We start from the raw sequence: 21,165 nt of genomic DNA on the forward strand, positions 1-21,165 counted from the left end.
TATGAAAACGCTAAAACAACTTAAATCACTGATTGGATATACTCAATCAAATGATGTTTTTAAAGACTATTTAAAAATGTTGGAGAATGCCGGTGTTATCGAAATAGATGACGCTGCTATCGTCGAAGACGAACTGTCTGACGGCCTTTATGAGCAGGTAGCCAATGTATTCGGTGTCCAATTAGATGAAGAGCTAAATCCGATTGAGAAAGGGGTGGAACCATGATCCTTGGGTTCGGTAATAACATTCGGTCAGCCCTGGCCGCTGACATTAACTCAACACAGACGGTTATCGCCGTTATGCCGGGTACCGGCGCGCTGTTTGCCAAAACCCTTCAGGCCGAAGCCTCTCTCGTCAATCCATCATATACCAGCACCCTTTATTCGAAGCTCACGCTGACGGACGAGCTGGAAACGGTATTCGAGATATGTCACCTGGTCAGCGTCAGCGGGGATAACCTCACCGTAATTCGCGGCCAGGAGATGACGAAGGCGAAAGGCTGGTCGCTGAATGATGTTGTCTCAAACTTCCCTACACGGGGCTCGGAAAACAACTTCGTTCAGATTGAGGATCTGCAATCTGGCAAGTATCTGTCAGCAACGGCGGGCGGCTCTGCAAACGCGCTTACCGTGTCGATCCCCTCTACGTTCTACGTGAATGGCGGGAATACGTTTGCCCTCCGAGCGCCATTACTGGTTACGCCAACGCAGACCAATACCGGGGCCGTAACTGTTCAGCTCACGGTATCTGGGAGGGTGGTTGGCACGTACCCGATATTGAAAGGGGTTAACAGCCCACTCGAGGCCGGAGATATAACCGTTAGCATCCCGGTCATCATAACGTTCTCATCTGAGCTGTCTTGCTTCTTCATGACGAATCCGGGAAGGGGGTTGGTGGACTCAGGGGCATTTTTGCTTAAAGCAAACAATTTGTCTGATCTGCCCAACACAAACACGGCGCGAACCAACCTCGGGCTTGGGTCGATGGCAACCCAGAATACAAACAATGTTATGATTACTGGTGGAACAATACATACCACAGGGGAAATAACCTCAGATGGTAGCATTTCTTCATCTGGCAAGATAACAACGCTGGGCGGCGTAACATCCGCAGGTGATATCACTACATCATCAGGGATTTTTGACAAGGGTCAGCGTGTCTACAGTTTTAATAATCCGCCGCCATACCCAGTAACAAGTGTGAATGGGATTACAGGGAATGTAAGTACCGGAACAGCATCACTTGGAATAACGGGATGGTCAAGAGATGCCGCGACTGGGATGATCGAACAATGGGGCATTATTACACGAACTGGGTACGTAACCCCAGTATCTTTTCCTACTACGTTCCCCAATCGTTGTGTTGGTGTTTTTTTAACACTAAATACAACAATATCTAATCTTGCTGATTCAACAAACAATCTAAGGGCGGTGGATACATATAACGGTGGTTTTACTTATGCCTCTGCTGGTGTAGCAGAAATAAGTGCATTTTGGATGGCGAAAGGATATTGATATGACGACTTTTTATAGCGCTAAAAACAACGGATTTTATGATTCATCTATCAAGGATCTCTATCTGAAATCTGCCATCGGCTGGCCAGATGATGCGCTGGAGATTACTGATGATCTATACCAGTCATTACTTGTGGGTCAAGCGGCAGGGAAAGCGATACAACCAGATAAAAAAGGTAGGCCAGCACTTATTGAATTAGATATCGATCGCGCTGCTGTGGTTGAACAGATGAAGATACAGTTCATGGCTATTGCAAGCGCTGCCATTATTCCATTACAAGACGCTGTCGATACTGGTATCGCTACATATAATGAAAAGTCACGCTTGATTGAGTGGAAAAAATATCGCGCGCTCTTAAACCGGGTAGATGTAGCTAATCCTGAGTTTCCACCAAAACCAGAATAGACCATCAATTCAGTTGCCGGGAGAAATCCCGGCTATTGTTCTACCGATTAGGAGGGCCTGACCTAGTGGCGTTCGGCAGCGAGTATGCGATCCGGCACTAATTCCGCACCATCATCTCCTTGTTGCCTCCCACTTACTCTCTGCTAACATGTGACAAACTGTTAAGGATGGGGGTGGGTGTGACAGAAGAAGAATGGTTAGACGGCCTTCGGCATCTTTCGCATGACAAGATTGTTCAGGCGCACTTTGGGTTGCAAGAGAAAATTAAGAAGCACTATAAATTGCGAGCCCAAGGAAATAACTTAAAGAAAGCAATTAGTTTGTGCGAAGAGCAGATCGCTTTGGCTCCTTTGGCAATGGAGGCTCTCAGGGCTACCCATAAAGCCGATTGTGACGAATACCGCGCGGTGGTTGGCCGAGATATCCCCAACAATGAGTTTTACCCGCCAAGCCATCATGGGTACAGGCAGTACGCGGTTATACTCAAGCGAGCAAAGAATTTTGAAAAGTTAGCCGAAATTGAAGCGAAGAAAAAATCAGAGGGGTGGGCTGACTAATTTTCATCTCTTTACCGGTATCACATAGTCGTAGGCTTTCACCGCCTCGAAGACTTCCTCAAAGTCTGCGAAAGGGTAAGGGCTAGCTCTTCGCCACTCTCGTTGAAAATAGACATCCAGCCAATACTGTCCCTCCTCATAGAACCACACGCAGAACGATTCGCTGGCGTTGATATCTGGCGACGGGTAGGCTTCGTTTTCGTTCATGAAGAAGATTGCTTGCTCCATGATAGTTAGCTTACGCATGCGTCTCTCCCGATCGTATTCAATTACAAAGTGTAGCGGGCGGGATGGTGGCTATCCGAGTTTGACGATCTGGTGGTGTGAGTTGTTCATTAAGTAACAGCTAGAAGTCGCGTAAACCATGATGTTAGAATGGTCAGTCCGTTATCGCGTCACACCATGTGTACATTTTTAATTGTGTACATATGAGTGTACATATTCGGCAGAGTGAAGCTGAATAGCGTAGGTAACACTATGTAAATAAACGATATTGTATTTCTATATGTGATCTGTCGTGTGGGTCACCACTGTAGATAAGGAATTATTAATGCCTGTTATTACTCTTCCTGACGGAAGTCAGCGTCACTATGATCACGCCGTTTCCCCTATGGACGTTGCCCGCGATATCGGCCCTGGCCTGGCCAAAGCCTGTATTGCCGGCCGTGTTAACGGTGACCTGGTGGATGCCAGCGATCTGATCGAGTCCGATGCACAGTTGGCGATCATCACCATCAAAGACGCCGAAGGCCTGGAAATCATGCGCCACTCCTGTGCGCACCTGCTGGGCCATGCGATCAAACAACTGTGGCCGGACACCAAAATGGCCATCGGCCCGGTGATCGACAACGGTTTCTACTATGACGTTGACATCGACCATACCCTGACGCAGGAAGATCTGGATCTGCTGGAGAAGCGGATGCATGAGTTGGCCGACAAAGATTACGACGTCATCAAGAAAAAAGTGAGCTGGCAGGAAGCCCGCGACACCTTTGCTGCCCGTGGCGAAAGCTACAAAGTGGCGATTCTCGATGAAAACGTTAGCCATGACGACCGCCCTGGCCTGTATCACCATGAAGAATACATCGACATGTGCCGCGGCCCGCACGTGCCAAACATGCGTTTCTGCCATCATTTCAAGCTGCAGAAAACCTCAGGTGCCTACTGGCGCGGCGACAGCAAAAACAAAATGCTGCAGCGTATCTATGGCACGGCCTGGGCAGACAAGAAACAGTTGAACGCCTATCTGCAACGCTTGGAAGAAGCTGCCAAGCGTGACCACCGTAAGATCGGCAAACAGCTTGACCTGTACCATATGCAGGAAGAAGCGCCGGGCATGGTGTTCTGGCACAACGACGGCTGGACCATTTTCCGTGAACTGGAAGCCTTTGTGCGCATGAAACTCAAAGAGTACCAGTATCAGGAAGTGAAAGGGCCGTTTATGATGGACCGCGTGCTGTGGGAAAAAACCGGGCACTGGGAAAACTACAAAGATGCGATGTTCACCACGTCGTCAGAAAACCGTGAATACTGCATCAAGCCGATGAACTGCCCGGGCCACGTGCAGATCTTCAATCAGGGCCTGAAGTCTTACCGCGACCTGCCTCTGCGCATGGGCGAGTTCGGCAGTTGCCACCGTAACGAACCTTCAGGTTCGCTGCATGGCCTGATGCGTGTTCGCGGCTTCACCCAGGATGATGCCCATATCTTCTGTACGGAAGATCAGGTGCGTGCCGAAGTGAACGACTGCATCAAGATGGTCTACGATATGTACGGCACCTTTGGCTTTGAAAAGATCGCGGTGAAACTGTCTACCCGCCCAGAGAAGCGCATCGGTACTGACGATATGTGGACCCGAGCTGAAGACGATCTGGCCGCCGCGCTGACCGAAAACGGGATTCCGTTTGAATATCAGCCGGGTGAAGGTGCCTTCTACGGTCCAAAAATTGAATTTACCTTGCATGATTGTTTGGATCGCGCATGGCAATGTGGTACCGTGCAGCTCGATTTCTTCTTACCGGGCCGTCTAGGCGCGTCGTATGTTGGCGAAAACAACGAACGCGTGGTTCCGGTAATGATTCACCGTGCTATTCTTGGCTCCATGGAGCGCTTCATCGGTATCCTTACCGAAGAATATGCCGGTTTCTACCCAACCTGGATTGCTCCAGTGCAGGTAGTGGTGATGAATATCACCGACAGCCAGTCTGATTACGTCCAGCAATTGACCAAAAAACTGCAAGATGCAGGGATTAGGGCAAAAGCGGACTTGAGAAACGAGAAGATTGGCTTTAAAATTCGCGAACATACTCTACGCCGAGTTCCTTACATGTTGGTGTGCGGTGATAAAGAGGTCGAATCAGGCAAAGTTGCTGTTCGTACCCGCCGTGGCAAAGACCTGGGGAGCCTGGACGTGAGTGACGTCGTAGACAAGCTGCTGAAAGAGATTCGCAGCCGTAGTCTTCATCAACTGGAGGAATAAAGTATTAAAGGCGGAAAACGAGTTCAACCGGCGCGTCCAAATCGCATTAACAGAGAAATTCGCGCGCAAGAAGTTCGCCTAACCGGCGTCGATGGCGAGCAGATTGGTATTGTCAGTCTGAATGAAGCTCTTGAAAAAGCTGAGGAAGCGGGCGTCGATTTAGTAGAAATCAGCCCAAATGCCGAGCCGCCAGTTTGCCGGATCATGGATTACGGCAAATTCCTCTACGAGAAGAGCAAGTCGACCAAAGAACAGAAGAAGAAGCAAAAAGTTATCCAGGTCAAGGAAATCAAATTCCGTCCTGGCACCGATGATGGCGACTATCAGGTCAAACTACGCAACCTGATTCGCTTTCTGGAAGATGGCGATAAAGCCAAAATCACCCTGCGGTTCCGTGGGCGTGAAATGGCGCACCAGCAGATCGGTATGGAAGTGCTTAACCGCGTCCGTAAAGATCTGTGTGAAGATATTGATCTGGCAGTGGTCGAATCCTTCCCTACGAAGATCGAAGGCCGTCAGATGATTATGGTGCTCGCACCCAAGAAGAAACAGTAAGGCTTCCAAGTAATCGAACCCGCGCCGTGTAAGCGTGCGTGGGTTTTATTCGCCTCACTGATTCGTTGTTTAACAATGCGAAGTGGATTTAATTAACATGCCAAAGATTAAAACTGTACGTGGTGCAGCCAAGCGCTTCAAAAAAACCGGCAGCGGTGGTTTTAAGCGTAAACATGCTAACCTGCGTCATATTCTGACCAAAAAAGCAACCAAGCGTAAACGTCACCTGCGTCCGAAAGGCATGGTGTCTAAGAACGATCTGGTCCTGGTTACTGCGTGCCTGCCGTACGCATAAGCCATATTTTTTTGAATCAAGAATAAGACTTTAGGAGAGAGCATATGGCTCGCGTAAAACGTGGTGTAATTGCACGCGCACGTCACAAGAAAATTATGAAGCAGGCGAAAGGCTACTACGGTGCCCGTTCGCGCGTCTATCGTGTTGCCTTCCAGGCAGTAATCAAAGCAGGCCAGTATGCTTACCGTGACCGTCGTCAACGTAAGCGTCAGTTCCGTCAGCTGTGGATTGCACGTATTAACGCAGCTGCTCGTCAGAACGGCCTGTCTTACAGCAAGTTCATTAACGGCCTGAAAAAAGCCTCTATTGAAATTGACCGTAAGATCCTGGCTGACATCGCAGTATTCGACAAAGTGGCCTTTGGCGCACTGGTTGAAAAAGCGAAAGCAGCTCTGGCGTAAGAAAGACGAAGAGGGAGCTTGCTCCCTCTTTTAATCTTTATTTTTCATAGACAAATATTGACTTTTATTGGCATCCGCTAGCAAACTGAGCGGCAATCCATCAGCAAGGTAATGTAAGCATGCACGCTGCTATTTTCCGTTTCTTTTTTTACTTTAGCGCCTGATTTCAGGGGGCTTCGGCGTAAGAAGAGAAACGAAAAGTAGCGCCTGAGCCTCCCCTGTGGAGGCTTTTTTGTTTTTGACCACCGTCTTCGCCTTTCAAGCGTTAGCGTTGTTGGCTGCACTCACAGCAGGCTCCAATCACTTACTTGAGTAAGTGACGGAGGGAGCACGGGTTGGCCACTGATTACCGCTTGAAATCTTTGAAGATAAAATCAAAGGCGTGCTCGAATAATAATCCATCATCACTTAGCGGGCCATCACGGTCAGAGGAAGAGGAAAGCAATGCCACATCTCGCAGAGCTGGTTGCCAAAGCCAAGGCAGCCGTAGAAGATGCCCAGGATGTTGCCGCGTTAGATTTGGTACGCGTCGAATATTTAGGCAAGAAAGGCCATTTCACCTTGCAGATGCAATCACTGCGTGAAGTGCCAGCGGAAGAGCGCCCGGCTGCCGGTGCGGTGATCAACCAGGCGAAACAGGAGGTTCAGGATGCGCTGAATGCGCGTAAGAGCATGCTGGAATCCGCCGTACTGAATGCACGTTTGGCCAGTGAGACGATCGACGTCTCATTGCCAGGCCGTCGCCTGGAAAATGGCGGCCTGCATCCGGTGACCCGCACTATCGATCGTATCGAAACTTTCTTCGGCGAACTGGGTTTCTCCGTCGAAACCGGCCCGGAAATCGAAGACGATTACCACAACTTCGACGCTCTGAATATTCCCGACCATCATCCAGCGCGTGCCGATCACGACACCTTCTGGTTCGATGCTACGCGCCTGCTGCGTACTCAGACTTCTGGCGTGCAGATCCGTACCATGAAGACCCAGCAGCCGCCGATCCGCATCATTGCGCCGGGCCGTGTTTATCGTAACGACTACGATCAGACGCATACCCCGATGTTCCACCAGATGGAAGGGTTGATCGTTGATAAAGACATCAGCTTTACCAACCTGAAGGGCACACTGCATGATTTCCTGAACAACTTCTTTGAAGAAGACCTGCAGGTTCGTTTCCGTCCTTCCTATTTCCCATTCACCGAGCCTTCTGCAGAAGTGGACGTGATGGGTAAAAACGGTAAGTGGCTGGAAGTGTTGGGCTGCGGCATGGTGCACCCGAACGTACTGCGCAATGTGGGTATCGATCCGGAAGTTTACTCCGGCTTTGCCTTCGGCATGGGGATGGAGCGCTTGACCATGCTACGTTACGGTGTCACCGATTTGCGCGCATTCTTCGAAAACGATCTGCGTTTCCTCAAACAGTTTAAGTAAGGCGGGAATATCACATGAAATTCAGTGAACTCTGGTTGCGCGAGTGGGTAAACCCGGCCATCAGCAGCGAAGCATTGTCCGATCAAATCACCATGGCTGGCCTGGAAGTAGACGGCGTTGAGCCGGTTGCCGGTGTTTTCAACGGCGTGGTGATTGGCCATGTAGTGGAATGTGGTCAGCATCCTAACGCCGACAAACTGCGTGTAACCAAGGTTAATGTGGGCGGCGATCGTCTGCTGGACATCGTTTGTGGCGCACCAAACTGCCGTGCTGGCCTGAAGGTGGCGGTCGCCACCGTTGGCGCGGTACTGCCGGGTGATTTCAAAATCAAAGCCGCCAAGCTGCGTGGCGAACCTTCTGAAGGCATGCTGTGTTCGTTTTCTGAACTGGCGATTTCTGACGATCATAACGGCATTATCGAACTGCCAGAAGACGCGCCTATCGGCACCGATATTCGTGAATATCTGAAGCTTGATGATAACGCGATCGAAATCAGCGTGACGCCAAACCGGGCCGATTGCCTGGGGATTATCGGCGTAGCGCGTGACGTTGCCGTGCTGAACCAGTTGCCGCTCACCGAGCCGGATATGAGCCCGGTAGCCGCGACGATTAACGACGTCCTGCCAATCCGTGTCGACGCGCCACAGGCGTGCCCACGCTATCTAGGCCGCGTAGTGAAGGGCATCAATGTGAAAGCACCTTCACCACTGTGGATGCAAGAAAAACTGCGCCGCTGCGGGATTCGCTCTATTGATGCCGTGGTGGACGTCACCAACTATGTGTTGATGGAGCTTGGTCAGCCAATGCATGCGTTCGATCTGAACCGTATTGAGGGTGGGATCGTGGTGCGCATGGCTACCGAGGGCGAAACGCTGCGCCTGCTGGACGGCAACGAAGCTAAATTAAACGCCGACACCTTAGTGATTGCCGATCACCATAAAGCGCTGGCGATGGGCGGTATTTTTGGTGGTGAGCACTCCGGCGTGAACGACGAGACCCAGGATGTGCTGCTGGAGTGTGCCTTCTTCAGCCCACTGTCGATTACCGGCCGTGCACGTCGCCATGGCTTGCATACTGACGCTTCACACCGCTACGAGCGTGGTGTGGATCCGGCATTGCAATATAAAGCGATGGAGCGTGCGACACGTCTGCTGATCGACATCTGTGGCGGCCAAGCTGGGCCGATCATCGACGTTACCGATGAAAGCGTCTTACCGAAACGCGCGTCTATCACGCTGCGCCGTGAAAAACTGGATCGCCTGATTGGTCACGTGGTGCCTGCTGAGCAGGTGAGTGACATTCTGCGTCGTTTGGGTTGCCAGGTGACCGAGCAGGGCGACAACTGGCTGGCGGTTGCGCCAAGCTGGCGCTTTGATATGGAGATCGAAGAAGATCTGGTGGAAGAAGTGGCCCGTGTTTACGGCTACAACAATATTCCAGACGTCCCCGTGCGTGCCGACCTGGTAATGACCAAGCATCGTGAATCCGATCTGGCCCTGAAGCGTGTAAAAACCATGCTGGTCGATCATGGCTTCCAGGAAGCGATTACTTACAGTTTTGTCGATCCTAAAGTCCAGGCCTTGTTGCATCCGGGTGAAGAGGCGCTGATCCTGCCTAGCCCAATCTCGGTAGAGATGTCTGCCATGCGCCTGTCGCTATGGACTGGCCTGCTGTCTGCGGTAGTGTATAACCAGAATCGTCAGCAAGGCCGTGTGCGTCTGTTTGAAAGCGGCCTGCGCTTTGTGCCTGATACTGCGGCGAATCTGGGTATCCGTCAGGATCTCATGCTGGCAGGCGTGATTGCTGGGCATACGCATGAAGAACACTGGGATCTGGCAAGAAAGCCCGTGGACTTCTATGATTTGAAAGGGGATCTGGAGTCTGTGCTTGAGCTGACAGGTAGATTATCTGAAATTCAGTTCAAGGCAGAGGCCCATTCGGCCCTCCACCCGGGACAAAGTGCGGCAATTTATTTGCACGGTGAGCGCGTAGGTTTCATCGGTGTAGTTCACCCAGAACTTGAGCGTAAACTGGATCTTAACGGTCGCACGGTAGTGTTTGAACTGGAGTGGAACAAGGTCGCAACCCGCGCCGTGCCTCAAGCGCGTGAAATTTCTCGCTTCCCTGCAAACCGTCGTGATATCGCGGTTGTCGTGGCTGAAAACGTCGCCGCAGAAGATATTTTGGCAGAGTGTAAGAAAGTTGGCGCAAATCAGGTAGTTGGCGTAAACTTGTTTGATGTGTACCGTGGCAAGGGCGTAGCAGAGGGTTACAAGAGCCTGGCTATAAGTCTTGTATTGCAGGATACCGCTCGTACACTGGAAGAAGAGGAGATTGCCGCTACCGTTGCAAGATGCGTAGAGGCTCTGAAGCAGCGATTCCAAGCATCCTTGAGGGATTGAACCTATGGCGCTTACTAAAGCTGAAATGTCAGAACACCTGTTTGAAAAGCTCGGGCTTAGCAAACGGGATGCCAAAGATCTGGTAGAACTGTTCTTTGAAGAGGTCCGTCGGGCTTTGGAGAACGGTGAGCAGGTAAAACTGTCAGGATTTGGTAATTTTGATTTGCGTGATAAAAACCAACGTCCAGGACGCAACCCGAAAACCGGTGAGGACATTCCGATTACGGCGCGCCGCGTAGTTACTTTCCGTCCGGGGCAAAAACTAAAAAGCCGAGTGGAAAACGCGAGCCCGAAAGAATAAGTTGCGTAACACCCCAAAAAGGCCGCTTTTGCGGCCTTTTTCCTATCTGCTATACCCATGGTTTCGATATAAAACAGTAGGTTATGTTTTACAGCAGGCCATTGCAGCTACCTGAAAACCACCCGGGTCTTATTGCCGCAGCGCGTTCAATGTCACGCCGATGCACTGGCGTAAATACGGTATCCAGTTTAACCACAATTGGGATGCAGAGGCATTTTCGCCTAAAGACGGCTACGTTATCTTGTCGGTATCAGGAGCAAGCCTGCCCGCACGGCAGTTTCTGCTGATGACTTTGCGGTTTAATATTGCCGGGGTAAGCGTCGAGCATCACATTCAGACAGTGCGTGCCCCGTGCAAGCTGGCCGATGAGCCTAACTAGTCATTAAAATATAGGAGAATCATCCTTGGTGGCGATTTTGCTGCGCGATTTATTAACCAATTAATTGATAATGCTAATTTTTACTTTCTTCCTTAACGTTGCACTTTATTTTTTAATCGAAAATCACATAAATAATATATTGCCATGGTTTTATAAGATGTTTACCCGGGATTTATTTAGTGACCTTTGCACTGATAATGAAGTGTAAGTATAGTGTGGTAAATTGGGGTGTTTTAAGTTAACCATTATGATTATAAAAAAGTCTCACTGAATATGCCGACTACCTTCAGCGAGATGGGCAAAGATGTGATGAAGGTTAAGTATCCTGCCAATAACCGACCGACTCAGGTGTACACCAACGCGGATACTACCGTCAATTTTGCGTTTAACTACACGGCGAATAAAATTGCGGAAAATCAGCTTGATGCTTTCTCTCAACAAATGAAAGCCATGCTGGCTAATTTTTCCCCGAAAATTAGCAAAGTGGATGTTAATGGTCAAAAAGCGGTGATGTTTGACTTTATTACCCCTGCGGCTGATACCGAAATCCACAATCTTATGCTGGCCATGTCTGTCGATGGGCGTCTGCTGTTAACCACATTTAATACTACTAAAGAAGAGGCTGCACAGTGGTTGGAAGTTGGGCGTGAGTCGTTGCTTTCCGTTACCTATACCCAAAATAATTCGAGTTGCTTGTGGCGGCAACTGAGTGACAAATCGGTCTTTGACCGATTTGAACGCTGCTTGCAGCGGCCCCGAAGGGGCGAGGCCCAATATGGGCCGAGTCACGCAGCCAACACCCAAGCAACTTGAAGTATGGCGGGTATATAACGGTACTCGGTGATAGCAAGCTCAGTACCGTATTTGTTTCCATTGACTAGCGAAAGCGACACCCCTCTGCGCACCAATACCATTCCAGCACCGCTTACTTTTCAGCATCATCAATAGCTATTTTTCTCAAGCGTCCCATTTTGTCGGATCAATATATAGTGCGATATTGCGACCGGTTTGCTATCTGTTTAATTTTACCAGTGTTGTTAGGATTGCAAGATCGCTACACTACTTTGCTGTACCCAAGTGAGGGCAATAGGATGTTGGAAATAGTAAAACGTACGACAGGTGGGGCGGTTGTGCTGTTGTTGATGCCGCTTGCAGTCTGGCTTTCTGGTTGGCAATGGCAACCAGGTGGTAATAATAACCTGCTGAAAGGATTCTTCTGGGTGACTGAAACCGTCACTGCGCCTTGGGGGATCTTCACGAGTCTGCTTTTCTCTGTCTGGTTCTTATGGTGCCTGCGTTTTCGTCTCAAAGCGGCAATTGGTGTGTTTATTCTGTTATTGGCATCAATTGCGATCGGGCAGGGCGTTAAGTCGGTGATTAAAGATCGGGTGCAGGAACCGCGGCCGTTTGTGAAATGGCTGGAGTCAGCGCATCGTATTGATGAAAAGTACTTTTATTCACTGAGCAGGAAAGAGCGCAGTGCGTTGGTGAAAGAACAACTGCAGGATCAGGCACGGGTGCCGAAATGGCTGAGCAAACACTGGCAGTTTGAAACCGGGTTTGCGTTCCCTTCCGGCCATACTGTGTTTGCTGCCAGTTGGGCGCTGTTGGCGGCTGGCTTATTGTGGCCGCGTCGCCATTATAAAACCGTGGCGGTGCTGATGGCATGGGCGGTAGGAGTGATGGCGAGCCGATTGATGCTGGGTATGCACTGGCCTCAGGATCTTGTTATGGCGACCATCATTGCCTGGCTACTGGTGACGCTCGTCTGCTGCCTGGCGCAACGCTGGTTTGGCCCGCTGACTGTTCCACTTCAGGAACAGCAGGAGATCGCTGAACGCGAACAGAAAAATTAGCATTTTGAGAAGTCTTCTCATTCATTCTCCCAGAAGCTTCGTTTCCTGCTGAATATGCCAACAGATATGTGCTTTTATCATGTTGCAGGGTTTCCCTGCCACGATGGGAAATGCTAACTTAGGTGCCAGGGACGCCACTTAATGGCACATACCTTCCATCTTTCAAGTTTTCGCTTGGTGCGACTTGAAATCTCTGGGGTAGAGTTCATCCGATTCACTCGGCATTGTGGGAAAGAATGTGAAATATTTACTGATTTTTTTGTTAATTCTGGTGATCTTTGTAATTTCAGTCACGTTGGGTGCACATAACGATCAGGTAGTGACCTTTAACTATCTCGTTGCTCAAGGTGAATATCGCGTATCGACCTTACTGGCCACCTTGTTCGGCACGGGTTTTGTGCTCGGCTGGATTATCTGCGGGCTGTTTTACCTGCGCACGCGCATCGCGCTGGGCCGTGCAGAACGCAAAATCAAAAGGTTGGAGCTGCAGCTTGAAACGCCTGCCGAGCCGGTGTCTCAGCCTGTTGTCAGCAAGGAATAATCTTTTATGTTAGAGCTGCTGTTTCTGTTGCTGCCTGTAGCTGCCGCGTACGGTTGGTACATGGGGCGCAGAAGTGCTCAGCAGGATAAACAGCAGGATGCTAACCGCCTGTCACGGGAATACGTGGCTGGGGTTAACTTCCTGCTTTCCAACCAGCAGGATAAAGCGGTCGATCTGTTCCTGGATATGTTGAAAGAGGACAGCAACACCGTTGAAGCCCATCTGACGCTGGGGAACCTATTCCGTTCGCGTGGTGAAGTCGATCGCGCTATCCGCATCCATCAGGCGCTGATGGAAAGCGCTTCCCTCACTTTCGAACAGCGTCTTCTGGCGGTGCAACAATTGGGGCGCGACTATATGGCCGCCGGGTTGTATGACCGAGCAGAGGACATGTTCAACCAGTTGGTCAACGAAGACGATTTCCGTATTTTCGCATTGCAGCAATTGCTGGTGATCTACCAGGCAACCAGTGAGTGGCAGAAGGCCATTGATGTGGCAGAAAAGCTGGTCAAGCTGGGCAAAGAAGCACAACGCATTGAGATCGCCCATTTCTATTGCGAACTGGCGCTGCAGGCGATGGGCAGTGACGATCTGGATAAGGCGATGGGGCTACTAAAGCGTGCGGCGGCGGCAGACAAACAGTGTGCTCGCGTCTCGATCATGGTGGGGCGCATCTTTATGGCGCAAGAGGATTACCCCAAAGCGGTGGACGTCTTGAAGCGCGTGCTGGATCAGGATAAAGAGCTGATCAGCGAAGCGCTGCCGATGCTGCATGAGTGCTACCCGCATTTACCGCAGCAGCAGAATGACTGGGCCGATTTTCTCAAGCGCTGTGTCGCTGAAAACACCGGTGCGGCGGCAGAACTGATGCTGGCGGAGGTCATTGAGCAGCAGGAAGGGCGCGACGTGGTGCAGGTGTATATTAACCGCCAGTTGCAGCGCCATCCCACCATGCGCGTATTTTATCGCTTGATGGATTACCATTTGGCGGATGCTGAAGATGGGCGGGCCAAAGAGAGCTTGCTGCTGTTGCGCGATATGGTGGGGGAGCAGATCCGCACCAAACCGCGTTATCGCTGCCACAAATGCGGTTTTACTGCACATTCCATGTATTGGCACTGTCCTTCATGCCGCGCCTGGTCTTCGGTAAAACCGATCCGTGGGTTGGACGGGCAATAAAAAACGGGACGAACAATCATCCCGTTTTCTTTTCAATTCATCACTTCTTCTTGCTGCTTTTCACGCCGTCCTTCAATAGCTGACGCAGTTTCTTCAGCTCTTTCTGGCTGAGAGGTTGTTCAATTTCCTCTTCAGTACTTTGGCTATCAATCTCGTCATGATGCACTGCCGCATGCTTTTTACTGGTTTTGGCCGGTGGTTGAAAGCTGCTTTCTAGCCGCTTGCAAACTTCTGCACTCAGAGAAAGTTCGTTCTCCAGGGCGCTGGCTCTGATCTTCTCTTTAAGTTCAAGAGGGATTTTTATCGTAAGTGTCGATATCTCGCTCATTTTTCTGCCTTTTATACGGGAAGATTCTTTCAAGCTAAGTCAGCAGCGCGGATGTGTCCAGTCTGTAATGAAAATTTATTTTATTTGTAACGCTGAGGGGCTAGCGGAAGGGGGGAAAACAACCAGGGCCCGAGAATTCGAGCCCTGCGATTAATGCTTATTTATAGATAATCGCGGTGCCGTGCAGCAGATTATTACCGGTGGCAGCGATGATGCGATAACCACTGGCACCTTGAGCCTCTGCTTGGGCTGCCAGTTTGGCTTCCAGGCTGCTTAGCGTGCTGGCCTGCCCGGCAGAAACCACACCGATTTCCGTCATGCGCAGGGCCTGTTGCTGATCGATTGACTCAGCGGCAAAGGTGGTGAAAGAGGTCAGTGCGATGGCGGCTGAAATTGCAAAATATTTGATGTTTTTCATGGGTGACTCCAGTTTATTTTTTTAGGCCTGAAAGCATTTTGCTTTCGATGTATTGAATAATATACCAACCACCGCGCTTTAAAATCTGATAATGCTGAGTTAGTTAATCAAAATATTTGATTAACAATTTACGCATCTTTACGACGATTTACTCACCCTGCGCTAAGGGGGGAAACCTTGGTTGACAGAGAATGACCGCATCCTGCGGCAACCTTACTGAAGGTAAACGGCGTTGCGGCTGGGATTTCAAGTGTCTGGCATGTAGAATGCGGCGGTCAGTTTTGGCCGGTGGGTTAACAATTCATGTCCATTTTACAGAAGGTAGAAGAAATGAAGTCTGAAAATAATATCAATAACAATGACTTAAAATCATCTCCAATTATCGTTGCGCTGGATTATGCCGACAGAAACGCCGCGCTGGCGTTTGCCGATCGCATTGATCCGCAAGATTGCCGGTTAAAAGTGGGCAAAGAAATGTTCACCCTGTTCGGGCCAGAGATTGTGCGCGATCTGCACCAGCGCGGGTTCGACGTTTTCCTCGATTTAAAATTCCACGATATTCCTAACACCACGGCGCATGCGGTGGCTGCGGCGGCTGAGCTGGGCGTGTGGATGGTCAATGTGCATGCCAGCGGTGGCGCACGGATGATGACGGCAGCTAAAGAGGCATTGCAGCCTTATGGCGCGGACGCGCCTTTGCTGATTGCGGTTACCGTGCTGACCAGCATGGAAGCCAGCGATCTGCAGGCTATCGGTATTGATATCAGCCCGGCGGAGCAGGCCGAGCGTTTAGCACGCCTGACCTGCGATTGTGGCTTGGATGGCGTAGTCTGTTCCGCGCAGGAAGCACAGCGCCTGAAGGCCGCCTGTGGCAGCCAGTTTCAATTGGTCACGCCGGGGATTCGCCCAGAAGGCAGCGCGGCAGGCGATCAACGCCGCGTGATGACGCCGCAGCAGGCACAGGCCGTTGGAGTGGATTATATGGTGATCGGCCGCCCGATTACGCAATCGGCGGATCCGGCCGCGACGCTCCGCGCGATCCGTGCGTCATTGGCTTAAGGAGCAGAATATGAACGATGATAACAGCCGCCTGGTATATTCCACCGACAGCGGGCGTATCAAACAGGAAGAGGTCAAACCACAGCGTGCCAAAGGAGATGGAATTGTGCGTATCCAACGCCAGACCAGCGGGCGCAAAGGCAAAGGCGTCTGTCTGATCAGCGGGATCGATCTGGATGATACTGCGCTGGACAAACTGGCGGCAGAACTCAAAAAGAAATGTGGCTGCGGCGGCGCGGTGAAAGATGGCGTGATTGAGATCCAGGGGGATAAGCGCGATCTGCTGAAGCAACTGCTGGAAGCCAAGGGCATGAAGGTGAAACTGGCCGGGGGCTAAGCAGAAGACCCTGCCGCAGAAGAGCTTCTGCGGCAGGGTAAAAATAGCGGCCGCCAGAGCGCTGGCTCATAGCAGTAACGTGATGAAGAACCGTAACTTATTTGCCTACTTGGCGACCAATCAGCCCCCCGACAGCAGCCCCACCGACGGTACCTAACGCACTGCCATCGGTCAGCACGGCCCCACCTACGGCACCGACACCGGCACCAATTGCCGTATTACGGTCGCGTTTGGACATATCTGCACAGGAACTCAAGGAAATCGCCAGGGTAATTGCCAGAGCGACTGTGGCAACACGTTGATTAATATTCATAGTAACTTCTCCTTAGCATGGGCTATTCCCCAAAAACCTTGTCTTGCTGATGCACTAACAAACGCAGGTCGAAAGGGATGACGGAAGTACCTTACTGGCGTAACGCTCTTCTAGTATAAGCATTAATCACCAAATGGGTTTGACTACTTACTCCCCGATCGTGTTGGGATAAAAAGTGGCGATAACCGTAAAAAACCACATAACTTAATGCGGTGAACGGTTTTATTGTTGCCAGAGAGTATAAATATCTTATTTTGGCGGGATAGGTAAAGAGTCTTAATTTGGGCGGCGGTATTGGGTAATTATTCTGATTTATCAACCGAGCTGAAAATATTACCGCGTACCGGCCGTTATTCAGCACATCCTCGCTCATCCAGCAGAACCCTACGTGGTCTTTAGCGATTTATGCCATACCGGCCCGTTGCTTGCCTGCCGACAATAACGGCAAGCCAAGCAACAAGGACAAACCGATGCTTAACGAACTTAAACAGCAGGTGCTGGAAGCCAATTTGGCGCTACCACGCCACCATCTGGTGACCTTTACCTGGGGCAACGTCAGTGCGGTAGATCGGCAGCAGGGGCTGATGGTGATCAAACCCTCCGGCGTTGAGTATGACGCCATGACCCGCGACGATATGGTGGTGGTGGAGTTGGAAAGCGGCAAGGTAGTAGAGGGCAACAAGAAACCCTCGTCGGATAGCGATACCCACCGGGTGCTCTATCTGAATTTTGCCGCCGCGGGCGGGATTGTGCATACCCATTCGCGCCATGCCACCATCTGGGCGCAGGCCGGGCTGGATATTCCCGCCTGGGGAACGACACACGCAGATTATTTCTATGGTGACATTCCCTGCACGCGTTTGATGCATGAGGCGGAAATCAATGGCCGCTACGAGTGGGAAACCGGGCGAGTAATCGTTGAGACCTTCGCTGAGCGCGGTTTGGATGCGGCAGCGATTCCGGCGGTATTGGTGCATTCCCACGGCCCATTTGCCTGGGGCAAAGATGCCGACAGCGCGGTGCATAATGCCGTGGTGCTGGAGGAAGTGGCCTACATGGGGATTTTTTCGCGCCAGCTGGCACCGGCCCTAGCCAACATGCAGCAGACGCTGTTGGATAAACACTACCTGCGCAAGCACGGCAAACACGCCTATTACGGCCAGTAGTCTGGGGGCCAGCAGGCCCCGTTTACTCGTTTACCAAATCCAACCGCATACCCTGGCGTTTGAGCGCCTGCTGATAGTCGGGATCCAGGCGCGAATCGGTGATCACCCGGCCAATCTGGCTCATAGGGTCCAATGGGTTAGGTTGTATCTGGCCGAATTTTGACGAGTCGGTCAGCACAATGTTTTCCACCCCTTTGGCCAGCACGGCATTAACCACGTCGGCGCGCATCATATCGCGGCCGGTAAAGCCGGTTTCGGCGTGGTAGCCATCAACCCCGATAAATGCCTTACTGAAATGCACCTGTTGGATGCACATCCGCGTCAGCGGGCCGACCACGGTTTCGCTTTTTTTCTGATACATACCCCCTAGCACGATCACCTCGCACTCGGTCTCTTTCAGCAAATGGGAGATGTAATGGCTGACGGTAATCAGCGTGATGCGCTTGCGTTCGGCAAGATAGCGGGCCAGCAGGGCGTTGGTGCTGCCGCTTTCGATAAAGATGGTTTCGCCGTCGTTGACCAGCGAAGCGGCATATTGCGCCAGCTTCTGCTTAAGGCGGAAATTGGACATCATACGGGCATCGACGTCATCACTCTCTAACGCCACCGCCGAGCCATGCACGCGTTTCAGATAGCTGCGCTTTTCCAACAGATTGAGATCTTGGCGGATCGTCACCTCAGAAACGCCAGCGGCGCGCGCCAGCTCATTGACGCTGATACGCCGCCGATCGTTAACTAACTGCAATATGGTTTGTTGTCTTGAATTCATAGAGGCCTGATGTGCGGCTGCCAAGGGGCAGCCGCCAAGTTCACTGATTAAAGAGTATGTTCGGTGCGCGCGATAATATCATCCTGTGCGTCTGGGGATAATGCGGTAAAGAAGGCAGAATATCCAGCCACCCGCACCACTAAATCACGATATTGGTCAGGATGTTGCTTCGCGGCCAGCAGCGTTTCCCGCGAGACAATATTGTACTGCACGTGCCAACCGTGATAGGTCTCGAAAAAGGTACGCAGCATCAGCATCAGTTTCTCGCGGTCGCGCGGGTTTTCCAGCGTCGACGGATTCAGCTTCTGGTTGAGCAGCACACCGCCAAGAATCGAAGCGGTCGGCAGTTTGGACAGCGAGTTGAACACCGCCGTTGGCCCCAAATGGTCGGTGCCTGAAGCCGGGCTGGCCCCCTCCGCCAATGGCGTATGAGCTTTACGGCCGTCTGGCGTCGCCATGGTGGCCGCACCAAACGGCACGTTGGCAGAAATGGAGGATGTGCCAGCATAGTAAGTGCCGCCAATCGGGCCACGGCCGAAGCGCGTGTTGTGATACTGCTTCAATTCGTCGATATAGGTCTGATAAGCGCGCACCAGCAACTGGTCAACGTCATCCACGTCGTTACCGTATTTCGGTGCGGCGTTGATCAGCCGTTGGCGCAATTGTTCACCGTCCAACCCGGCGAAGTCGTTGGCCAACGCCTGTGCCAGCTGCTGCTGGCCGATGATCCCTTGCTCGAACACCAGCTTGCGCACTGCCGCCAGGCTGTTGCCGAGGTTAGCAATCCCCACCTGCAAACCGGAAACCCAGTCATATTTCGCGCCGCCTTGTTTGATGCTCTTGCCGCGCTCAATGCAGTCATCCACCAACGCGGAGCAGACGATATCGTGGGCATTCTCTTCCAGCACGGTATCCACCACGCATTCAATCTCGATCGACTTGCGGGTGTAGTAGCGGATTTGCGTATCCCAGGCTTCCAGCACCTGATCAAACTGGCGGAAATTGCCCTGTGAAAGCGCATGTTCCTGTGGCAGGAAGATTTTGCCGGAAGTGGCATCGCGCCCTTGCTCCAACGCCGCCAGCATCACGCGGGCAAAGTTGATAAAGCTCATGCCGGTGCAGCGATAGCCCCACTTACCACCCACGGCGGTTTCGATACAGCCGATAGCGGCGTAATCGTAGGCATCCTGCGGCTCGACCCCCAGCTTGATAAATTCGGGGATAACGATCTCATCGTTGTTGAACGCAGGCATACCAAACCCACAGCGGATCACCTGCACGCAGGCATCGAGGAAGTCATTGCTGATCCCGGCGTGGTAACGCACGCTGAGGTTGGGCTGGGTGGAACGCAGGCGGCCGCAGGATTCCAGAATGGTGTAAGACAGCGGGTTGACCGCATCTACGGGTTGGCCGTTCACCAGTTTCTGGCCACCGATAGTCACGTTCTGATACAGCGGGCTGCCGGCCGAGGCTTTGGAGTGCGAACCGGAACGGATCTTGTTCACTTCCAGCAGCTTCAGCCAGCAGCTGTGCAGCATCTCAATGGCTTGTTCACGCGGCAGGTTTTGCTCCAGTTCGACATCGCGACGATACCAAGGGTAGAGGTACTGATCGAGGCGACCAAAAGAAACCGAGTGGCCGTTGGATTCAATCTGCAGCATCAGTTGAATGAAATAGCACAGTTGCAGCGCCTGCCAGAAGGTCTGCGGTGGCTGGTGGGCGATCAGTTCACAGTTGGCGGCCATGGTCAGCAACTCTTCGCGGCGCCAGATACGGTTCTCTTCCTGCGCCATCTCGCGGGCCAACAGGGCGAAGCGCAGAATATGCTCACTTAACGCCGCCAGAGAGATATCGATAGCCTTCAGGAACTGCTCTTTGTGCAGATCGTCCCAGTCGGTCAACTGCAGGCGGCCACGGCGTTCGGTGACCTTGTCACGCAGGCCATCCAGGCCTTTCTCCAATAGCAGCGGGAAGTTGACCGCCAAGTGGGCATCGCCAGAAGTCATATTACCTTCTGCTTTGATGATCCCGGTTGCCAGTAGCGCTTTCTGCTCATCGGTGAACATGCCGTAGCAGCGATCCTGCACGGTTTGCCCGCGCCACCATGGGCACAGCTTATGCAGTATCGCTTTGTTCTCTTCACTGACGGAAAAGCCCGCGCCAGGGCGATCGGCTAATTCGTCAATTTCGCTTTCGATCCAACTGACGGTGTATTCCGGGAAGATCGGCGCAGCGCGCAGTTCGCTGGCCTGGTTGCCGATGATCAACTCGTCGTTTTTGATCCAGATAGTGCGGTTTGCCAAGTGGTTAGCCAGCGCCAGTGCACGCCGCACCGGCAGCGGTTTATCCTGATGCTGCCGGTAGGTTTCGGTGTAATGCTGTGCGCGCTCGGTGCAGACCGGGGGTTTAACGATATGGATCAGCGCGTTCTTATGCGCCTGGGTGCGTTCGGTCAGGGTAGTCAGATCCAGCGTTGTCATA

The 21,165-nt window shown here is 51.8% G+C and carries 26 protein-coding genes and 1 other annotated feature; of the genes, 20 read left to right on the plus strand and 6 right to left on the minus strand.

The features are described 5' to 3' along the window. Window position 1 precedes the first annotated feature (1 nt). From BMI79_RS00935 to BMI79_RS00950, 4 genes are all read left to right on the plus strand, one after another. Window positions 2-226, plus strand: a complete 225-nt coding sequence (locus BMI79_RS00935) for a hypothetical protein (protein WP_076939965.1) — start codon at window positions 2-4, stop codon at window positions 224-226. Further along, window positions 223-1,515, plus strand: coding sequence for a gp53-like domain-containing protein (locus tag BMI79_RS24075; RefSeq protein WP_076939966.1), 1,293 nt, complete (start codon window positions 223-225; stop codon window positions 1,513-1,515). The genes BMI79_RS00935 and BMI79_RS24075 overlap by 4 nt, the downstream gene beginning before the upstream one ends. A 1-nt stretch (window position 1,516) precedes the next feature. Continuing rightward, window positions 1,517-1,921, plus strand: coding sequence for a tail fiber assembly protein (locus BMI79_RS00945; RefSeq protein WP_076939967.1), 405 nt, complete (start codon window positions 1,517-1,519; stop codon window positions 1,919-1,921). 179 nt (window positions 1,922-2,100) lie between these two features. Continuing rightward, entirely contained in the window at window positions 2,101-2,478 is a 378-nt protein-coding gene (locus tag BMI79_RS00950) for a hypothetical protein (RefSeq protein WP_125828509.1), read from the plus strand. A gap of 3 nt (window positions 2,479-2,481) precedes the next feature. On the opposite strand, the gene BMI79_RS00955 is transcribed toward BMI79_RS00950, so the two are convergent. After that, window positions 2,482-2,724, minus strand: coding sequence for a ribonuclease H family protein (locus BMI79_RS00955; protein WP_076939969.1), 243 nt, complete (start codon window positions 2,722-2,724; stop codon window positions 2,482-2,484). Window positions 2,725-3,028: 304 nt separating this feature from the next. Between BMI79_RS00955 and thrS the strand changes: the two genes are divergently transcribed. The 13 genes from thrS (at window position 3,029) to lapB (ending at window position 14,294) form a co-directional block, all read left to right on the plus strand. Continuing rightward, the gene (gene thrS / locus BMI79_RS00960) at window positions 3,029-4,957 is read left to right on the plus strand and encodes a threonine--tRNA ligase (RefSeq protein WP_076939970.1); all 1,929 of its coding nucleotides are present in this window, start codon (window positions 3,029-3,031) and stop codon (window positions 4,955-4,957) included. Between the two features lie 3 nt (window positions 4,958-4,960). Further along, the gene (gene infC, locus BMI79_RS00965) at window positions 4,961-5,512 is read left to right on the plus strand and encodes a translation initiation factor IF-3 (protein WP_071882841.1); all 552 of its coding nucleotides are present in this window, start codon (window positions 4,961-4,963) and stop codon (window positions 5,510-5,512) included. Between the two features lie 97 nt (window positions 5,513-5,609). Beyond that, window positions 5,610-5,807, plus strand: coding sequence for a 50S ribosomal protein L35 (rpmI, locus tag BMI79_RS00970; RefSeq protein ID WP_004931418.1), 198 nt, complete (start codon window positions 5,610-5,612; stop codon window positions 5,805-5,807). Between the two features lie 44 nt (window positions 5,808-5,851). After that, window positions 5,852-6,208 carry a 50S ribosomal protein L20 gene (gene rplT / locus BMI79_RS00975; protein ID WP_004931417.1) on the plus strand — a complete coding sequence of 119 codons (357 nt, stop codon included), beginning with the start codon at window positions 5,852-5,854 and terminating at the stop codon, window positions 6,206-6,208. A 114-nt stretch (window positions 6,209-6,322) separates the two neighbouring features. Continuing rightward, window positions 6,323-6,445, plus strand: a sequence feature (Phe leader region). Beyond that, the gene (pheM, locus tag BMI79_RS23740; protein ID WP_121626058.1) at window positions 6,328-6,372 is read left to right on the plus strand and encodes a pheST operon leader peptide PheM; all 45 of its coding nucleotides are present in this window, start codon (window positions 6,328-6,330) and stop codon (window positions 6,370-6,372) included. Its footprint overlaps the feature before it by 45 nt. 207 nt (window positions 6,446-6,652) lie before the next feature. Beyond that, complete coding sequence (gene pheS / locus BMI79_RS00985; RefSeq protein ID WP_076939972.1) at window positions 6,653-7,636, plus strand: phenylalanine--tRNA ligase subunit alpha; 984 nt, start codon at window positions 6,653-6,655, stop codon at window positions 7,634-7,636. A 14-nt stretch (window positions 7,637-7,650) separates the two neighbouring features. Beyond that, window positions 7,651-10,038 carry a phenylalanine--tRNA ligase subunit beta gene (gene pheT / locus BMI79_RS00990; protein ID WP_076939973.1) on the plus strand — a complete coding sequence of 796 codons (2,388 nt, stop codon included), beginning with the start codon at window positions 7,651-7,653 and terminating at the stop codon, window positions 10,036-10,038. 4 nt (window positions 10,039-10,042) lie between these two features. Then, window positions 10,043-10,339: an integration host factor subunit alpha gene (gene ihfA, locus BMI79_RS00995; RefSeq protein WP_004943604.1), complete on the plus strand. Its 297-nt coding sequence runs from the start codon at window positions 10,043-10,045 to the stop codon at window positions 10,337-10,339. Between the two features lie 160 nt (window positions 10,340-10,499). Further along, the gene (locus tag BMI79_RS01000) at window positions 10,500-10,718 is read left to right on the plus strand and encodes a hypothetical protein (RefSeq protein WP_076939974.1); all 219 of its coding nucleotides are present in this window, start codon (window positions 10,500-10,502) and stop codon (window positions 10,716-10,718) included. 273 nt (window positions 10,719-10,991) lie between these two features. Then, a complete protein-coding gene (locus BMI79_RS01005; protein ID WP_076939975.1) occupies window positions 10,992-11,531 on the plus strand; it encodes a hypothetical protein in 540 nt (179 codons plus the stop codon). Between the two features lie 278 nt (window positions 11,532-11,809). Then, the gene (pgpB, locus tag BMI79_RS01010) at window positions 11,810-12,574 is read left to right on the plus strand and encodes a phosphatidylglycerophosphatase B (protein ID WP_076939976.1); all 765 of its coding nucleotides are present in this window, start codon (window positions 11,810-11,812) and stop codon (window positions 12,572-12,574) included. A 238-nt stretch (window positions 12,575-12,812) separates the two neighbouring features. After that, window positions 12,813-13,115 carry a LapA family protein gene (locus BMI79_RS01015; RefSeq protein ID WP_076939977.1) on the plus strand — a complete coding sequence of 101 codons (303 nt, stop codon included), beginning with the start codon at window positions 12,813-12,815 and terminating at the stop codon, window positions 13,113-13,115. A gap of 6 nt (window positions 13,116-13,121) precedes the next feature. Beyond that, window positions 13,122-14,294: a lipopolysaccharide assembly protein LapB gene (gene lapB, locus BMI79_RS01020; protein ID WP_076939978.1), complete on the plus strand. Its 1,173-nt coding sequence runs from the start codon at window positions 13,122-13,124 to the stop codon at window positions 14,292-14,294. A gap of 40 nt (window positions 14,295-14,334) precedes the next feature. On the opposite strand, the gene BMI79_RS01025 is transcribed toward lapB, so the two are convergent. Both BMI79_RS01025 and bhsA read right to left on the minus strand, forming a co-directional pair. Continuing rightward, window positions 14,335-14,622 carry a hypothetical protein gene (locus BMI79_RS01025; protein ID WP_076939979.1) on the minus strand — a complete coding sequence of 96 codons (288 nt, stop codon included), beginning with the start codon at window positions 14,620-14,622 and terminating at the stop codon, window positions 14,335-14,337. A 157-nt stretch (window positions 14,623-14,779) separates the two neighbouring features. Beyond that, window positions 14,780-15,040 carry a multiple stress resistance protein BhsA gene (gene bhsA / locus BMI79_RS01030; protein ID WP_076939980.1) on the minus strand — a complete coding sequence of 87 codons (261 nt, stop codon included), beginning with the start codon at window positions 15,038-15,040 and terminating at the stop codon, window positions 14,780-14,782. Window positions 15,041-15,370: 330 nt separating this feature from the next. Here bhsA and pyrF point away from each other — a divergent pair, with 330 nt between their 5' ends. Together pyrF and yciH are read left to right on the plus strand one after the other, a co-directional pair. Next, on the plus strand, window positions 15,371-16,099 hold the full coding sequence (gene pyrF, locus BMI79_RS01035) for an orotidine-5'-phosphate decarboxylase (RefSeq protein WP_125828688.1): 729 nt from the start codon (window positions 15,371-15,373) through the stop codon (window positions 16,097-16,099). A gap of 10 nt (window positions 16,100-16,109) precedes the next feature. Then, window positions 16,110-16,436, plus strand: a complete 327-nt coding sequence (gene yciH, locus BMI79_RS01040) for a stress response translation initiation inhibitor YciH (RefSeq protein ID WP_076939982.1) — start codon at window positions 16,110-16,112, stop codon at window positions 16,434-16,436. A gap of 97 nt (window positions 16,437-16,533) precedes the next feature. Here yciH and osmB read toward each other — a convergent pair whose 3' ends face one another. Beyond that, window positions 16,534-16,749, minus strand: a complete 216-nt coding sequence (gene osmB / locus BMI79_RS01045) for an osmotically-inducible lipoprotein OsmB (RefSeq protein WP_076939983.1) — start codon at window positions 16,747-16,749, stop codon at window positions 16,534-16,536. 470 nt (window positions 16,750-17,219) lie between these two features. Here osmB and araD point away from each other — a divergent pair, with 470 nt between their 5' ends. Then, window positions 17,220-17,915 carry an L-ribulose-5-phosphate 4-epimerase gene (araD, locus tag BMI79_RS01050; RefSeq protein ID WP_076939984.1) on the plus strand — a complete coding sequence of 232 codons (696 nt, stop codon included), beginning with the start codon at window positions 17,220-17,222 and terminating at the stop codon, window positions 17,913-17,915. A 22-nt stretch (window positions 17,916-17,937) separates the two neighbouring features. On the opposite strand, the gene BMI79_RS01055 is transcribed toward araD, so the two are convergent. Next, the gene (locus BMI79_RS01055; protein WP_076939985.1) at window positions 17,938-18,684 is read right to left on the minus strand and encodes a DeoR/GlpR family DNA-binding transcription regulator; all 747 of its coding nucleotides are present in this window, start codon (window positions 18,682-18,684) and stop codon (window positions 17,938-17,940) included. A 47-nt stretch (window positions 18,685-18,731) separates the two neighbouring features. After that, window positions 18,732-21,164: a formate C-acetyltransferase/glycerol dehydratase family glycyl radical enzyme gene (locus BMI79_RS01060; protein ID WP_076939986.1), complete on the minus strand. Its 2,433-nt coding sequence runs from the start codon at window positions 21,162-21,164 to the stop codon at window positions 18,732-18,734. Window position 21,165: the final 1 nt, after the last annotated feature.

The organism is Serratia oryzae (assembly GCF_001976145.1).
Classification (GTDB): Bacteria; Pseudomonadota; Gammaproteobacteria; order Enterobacterales; family Enterobacteriaceae; genus Chania; species Chania oryzae.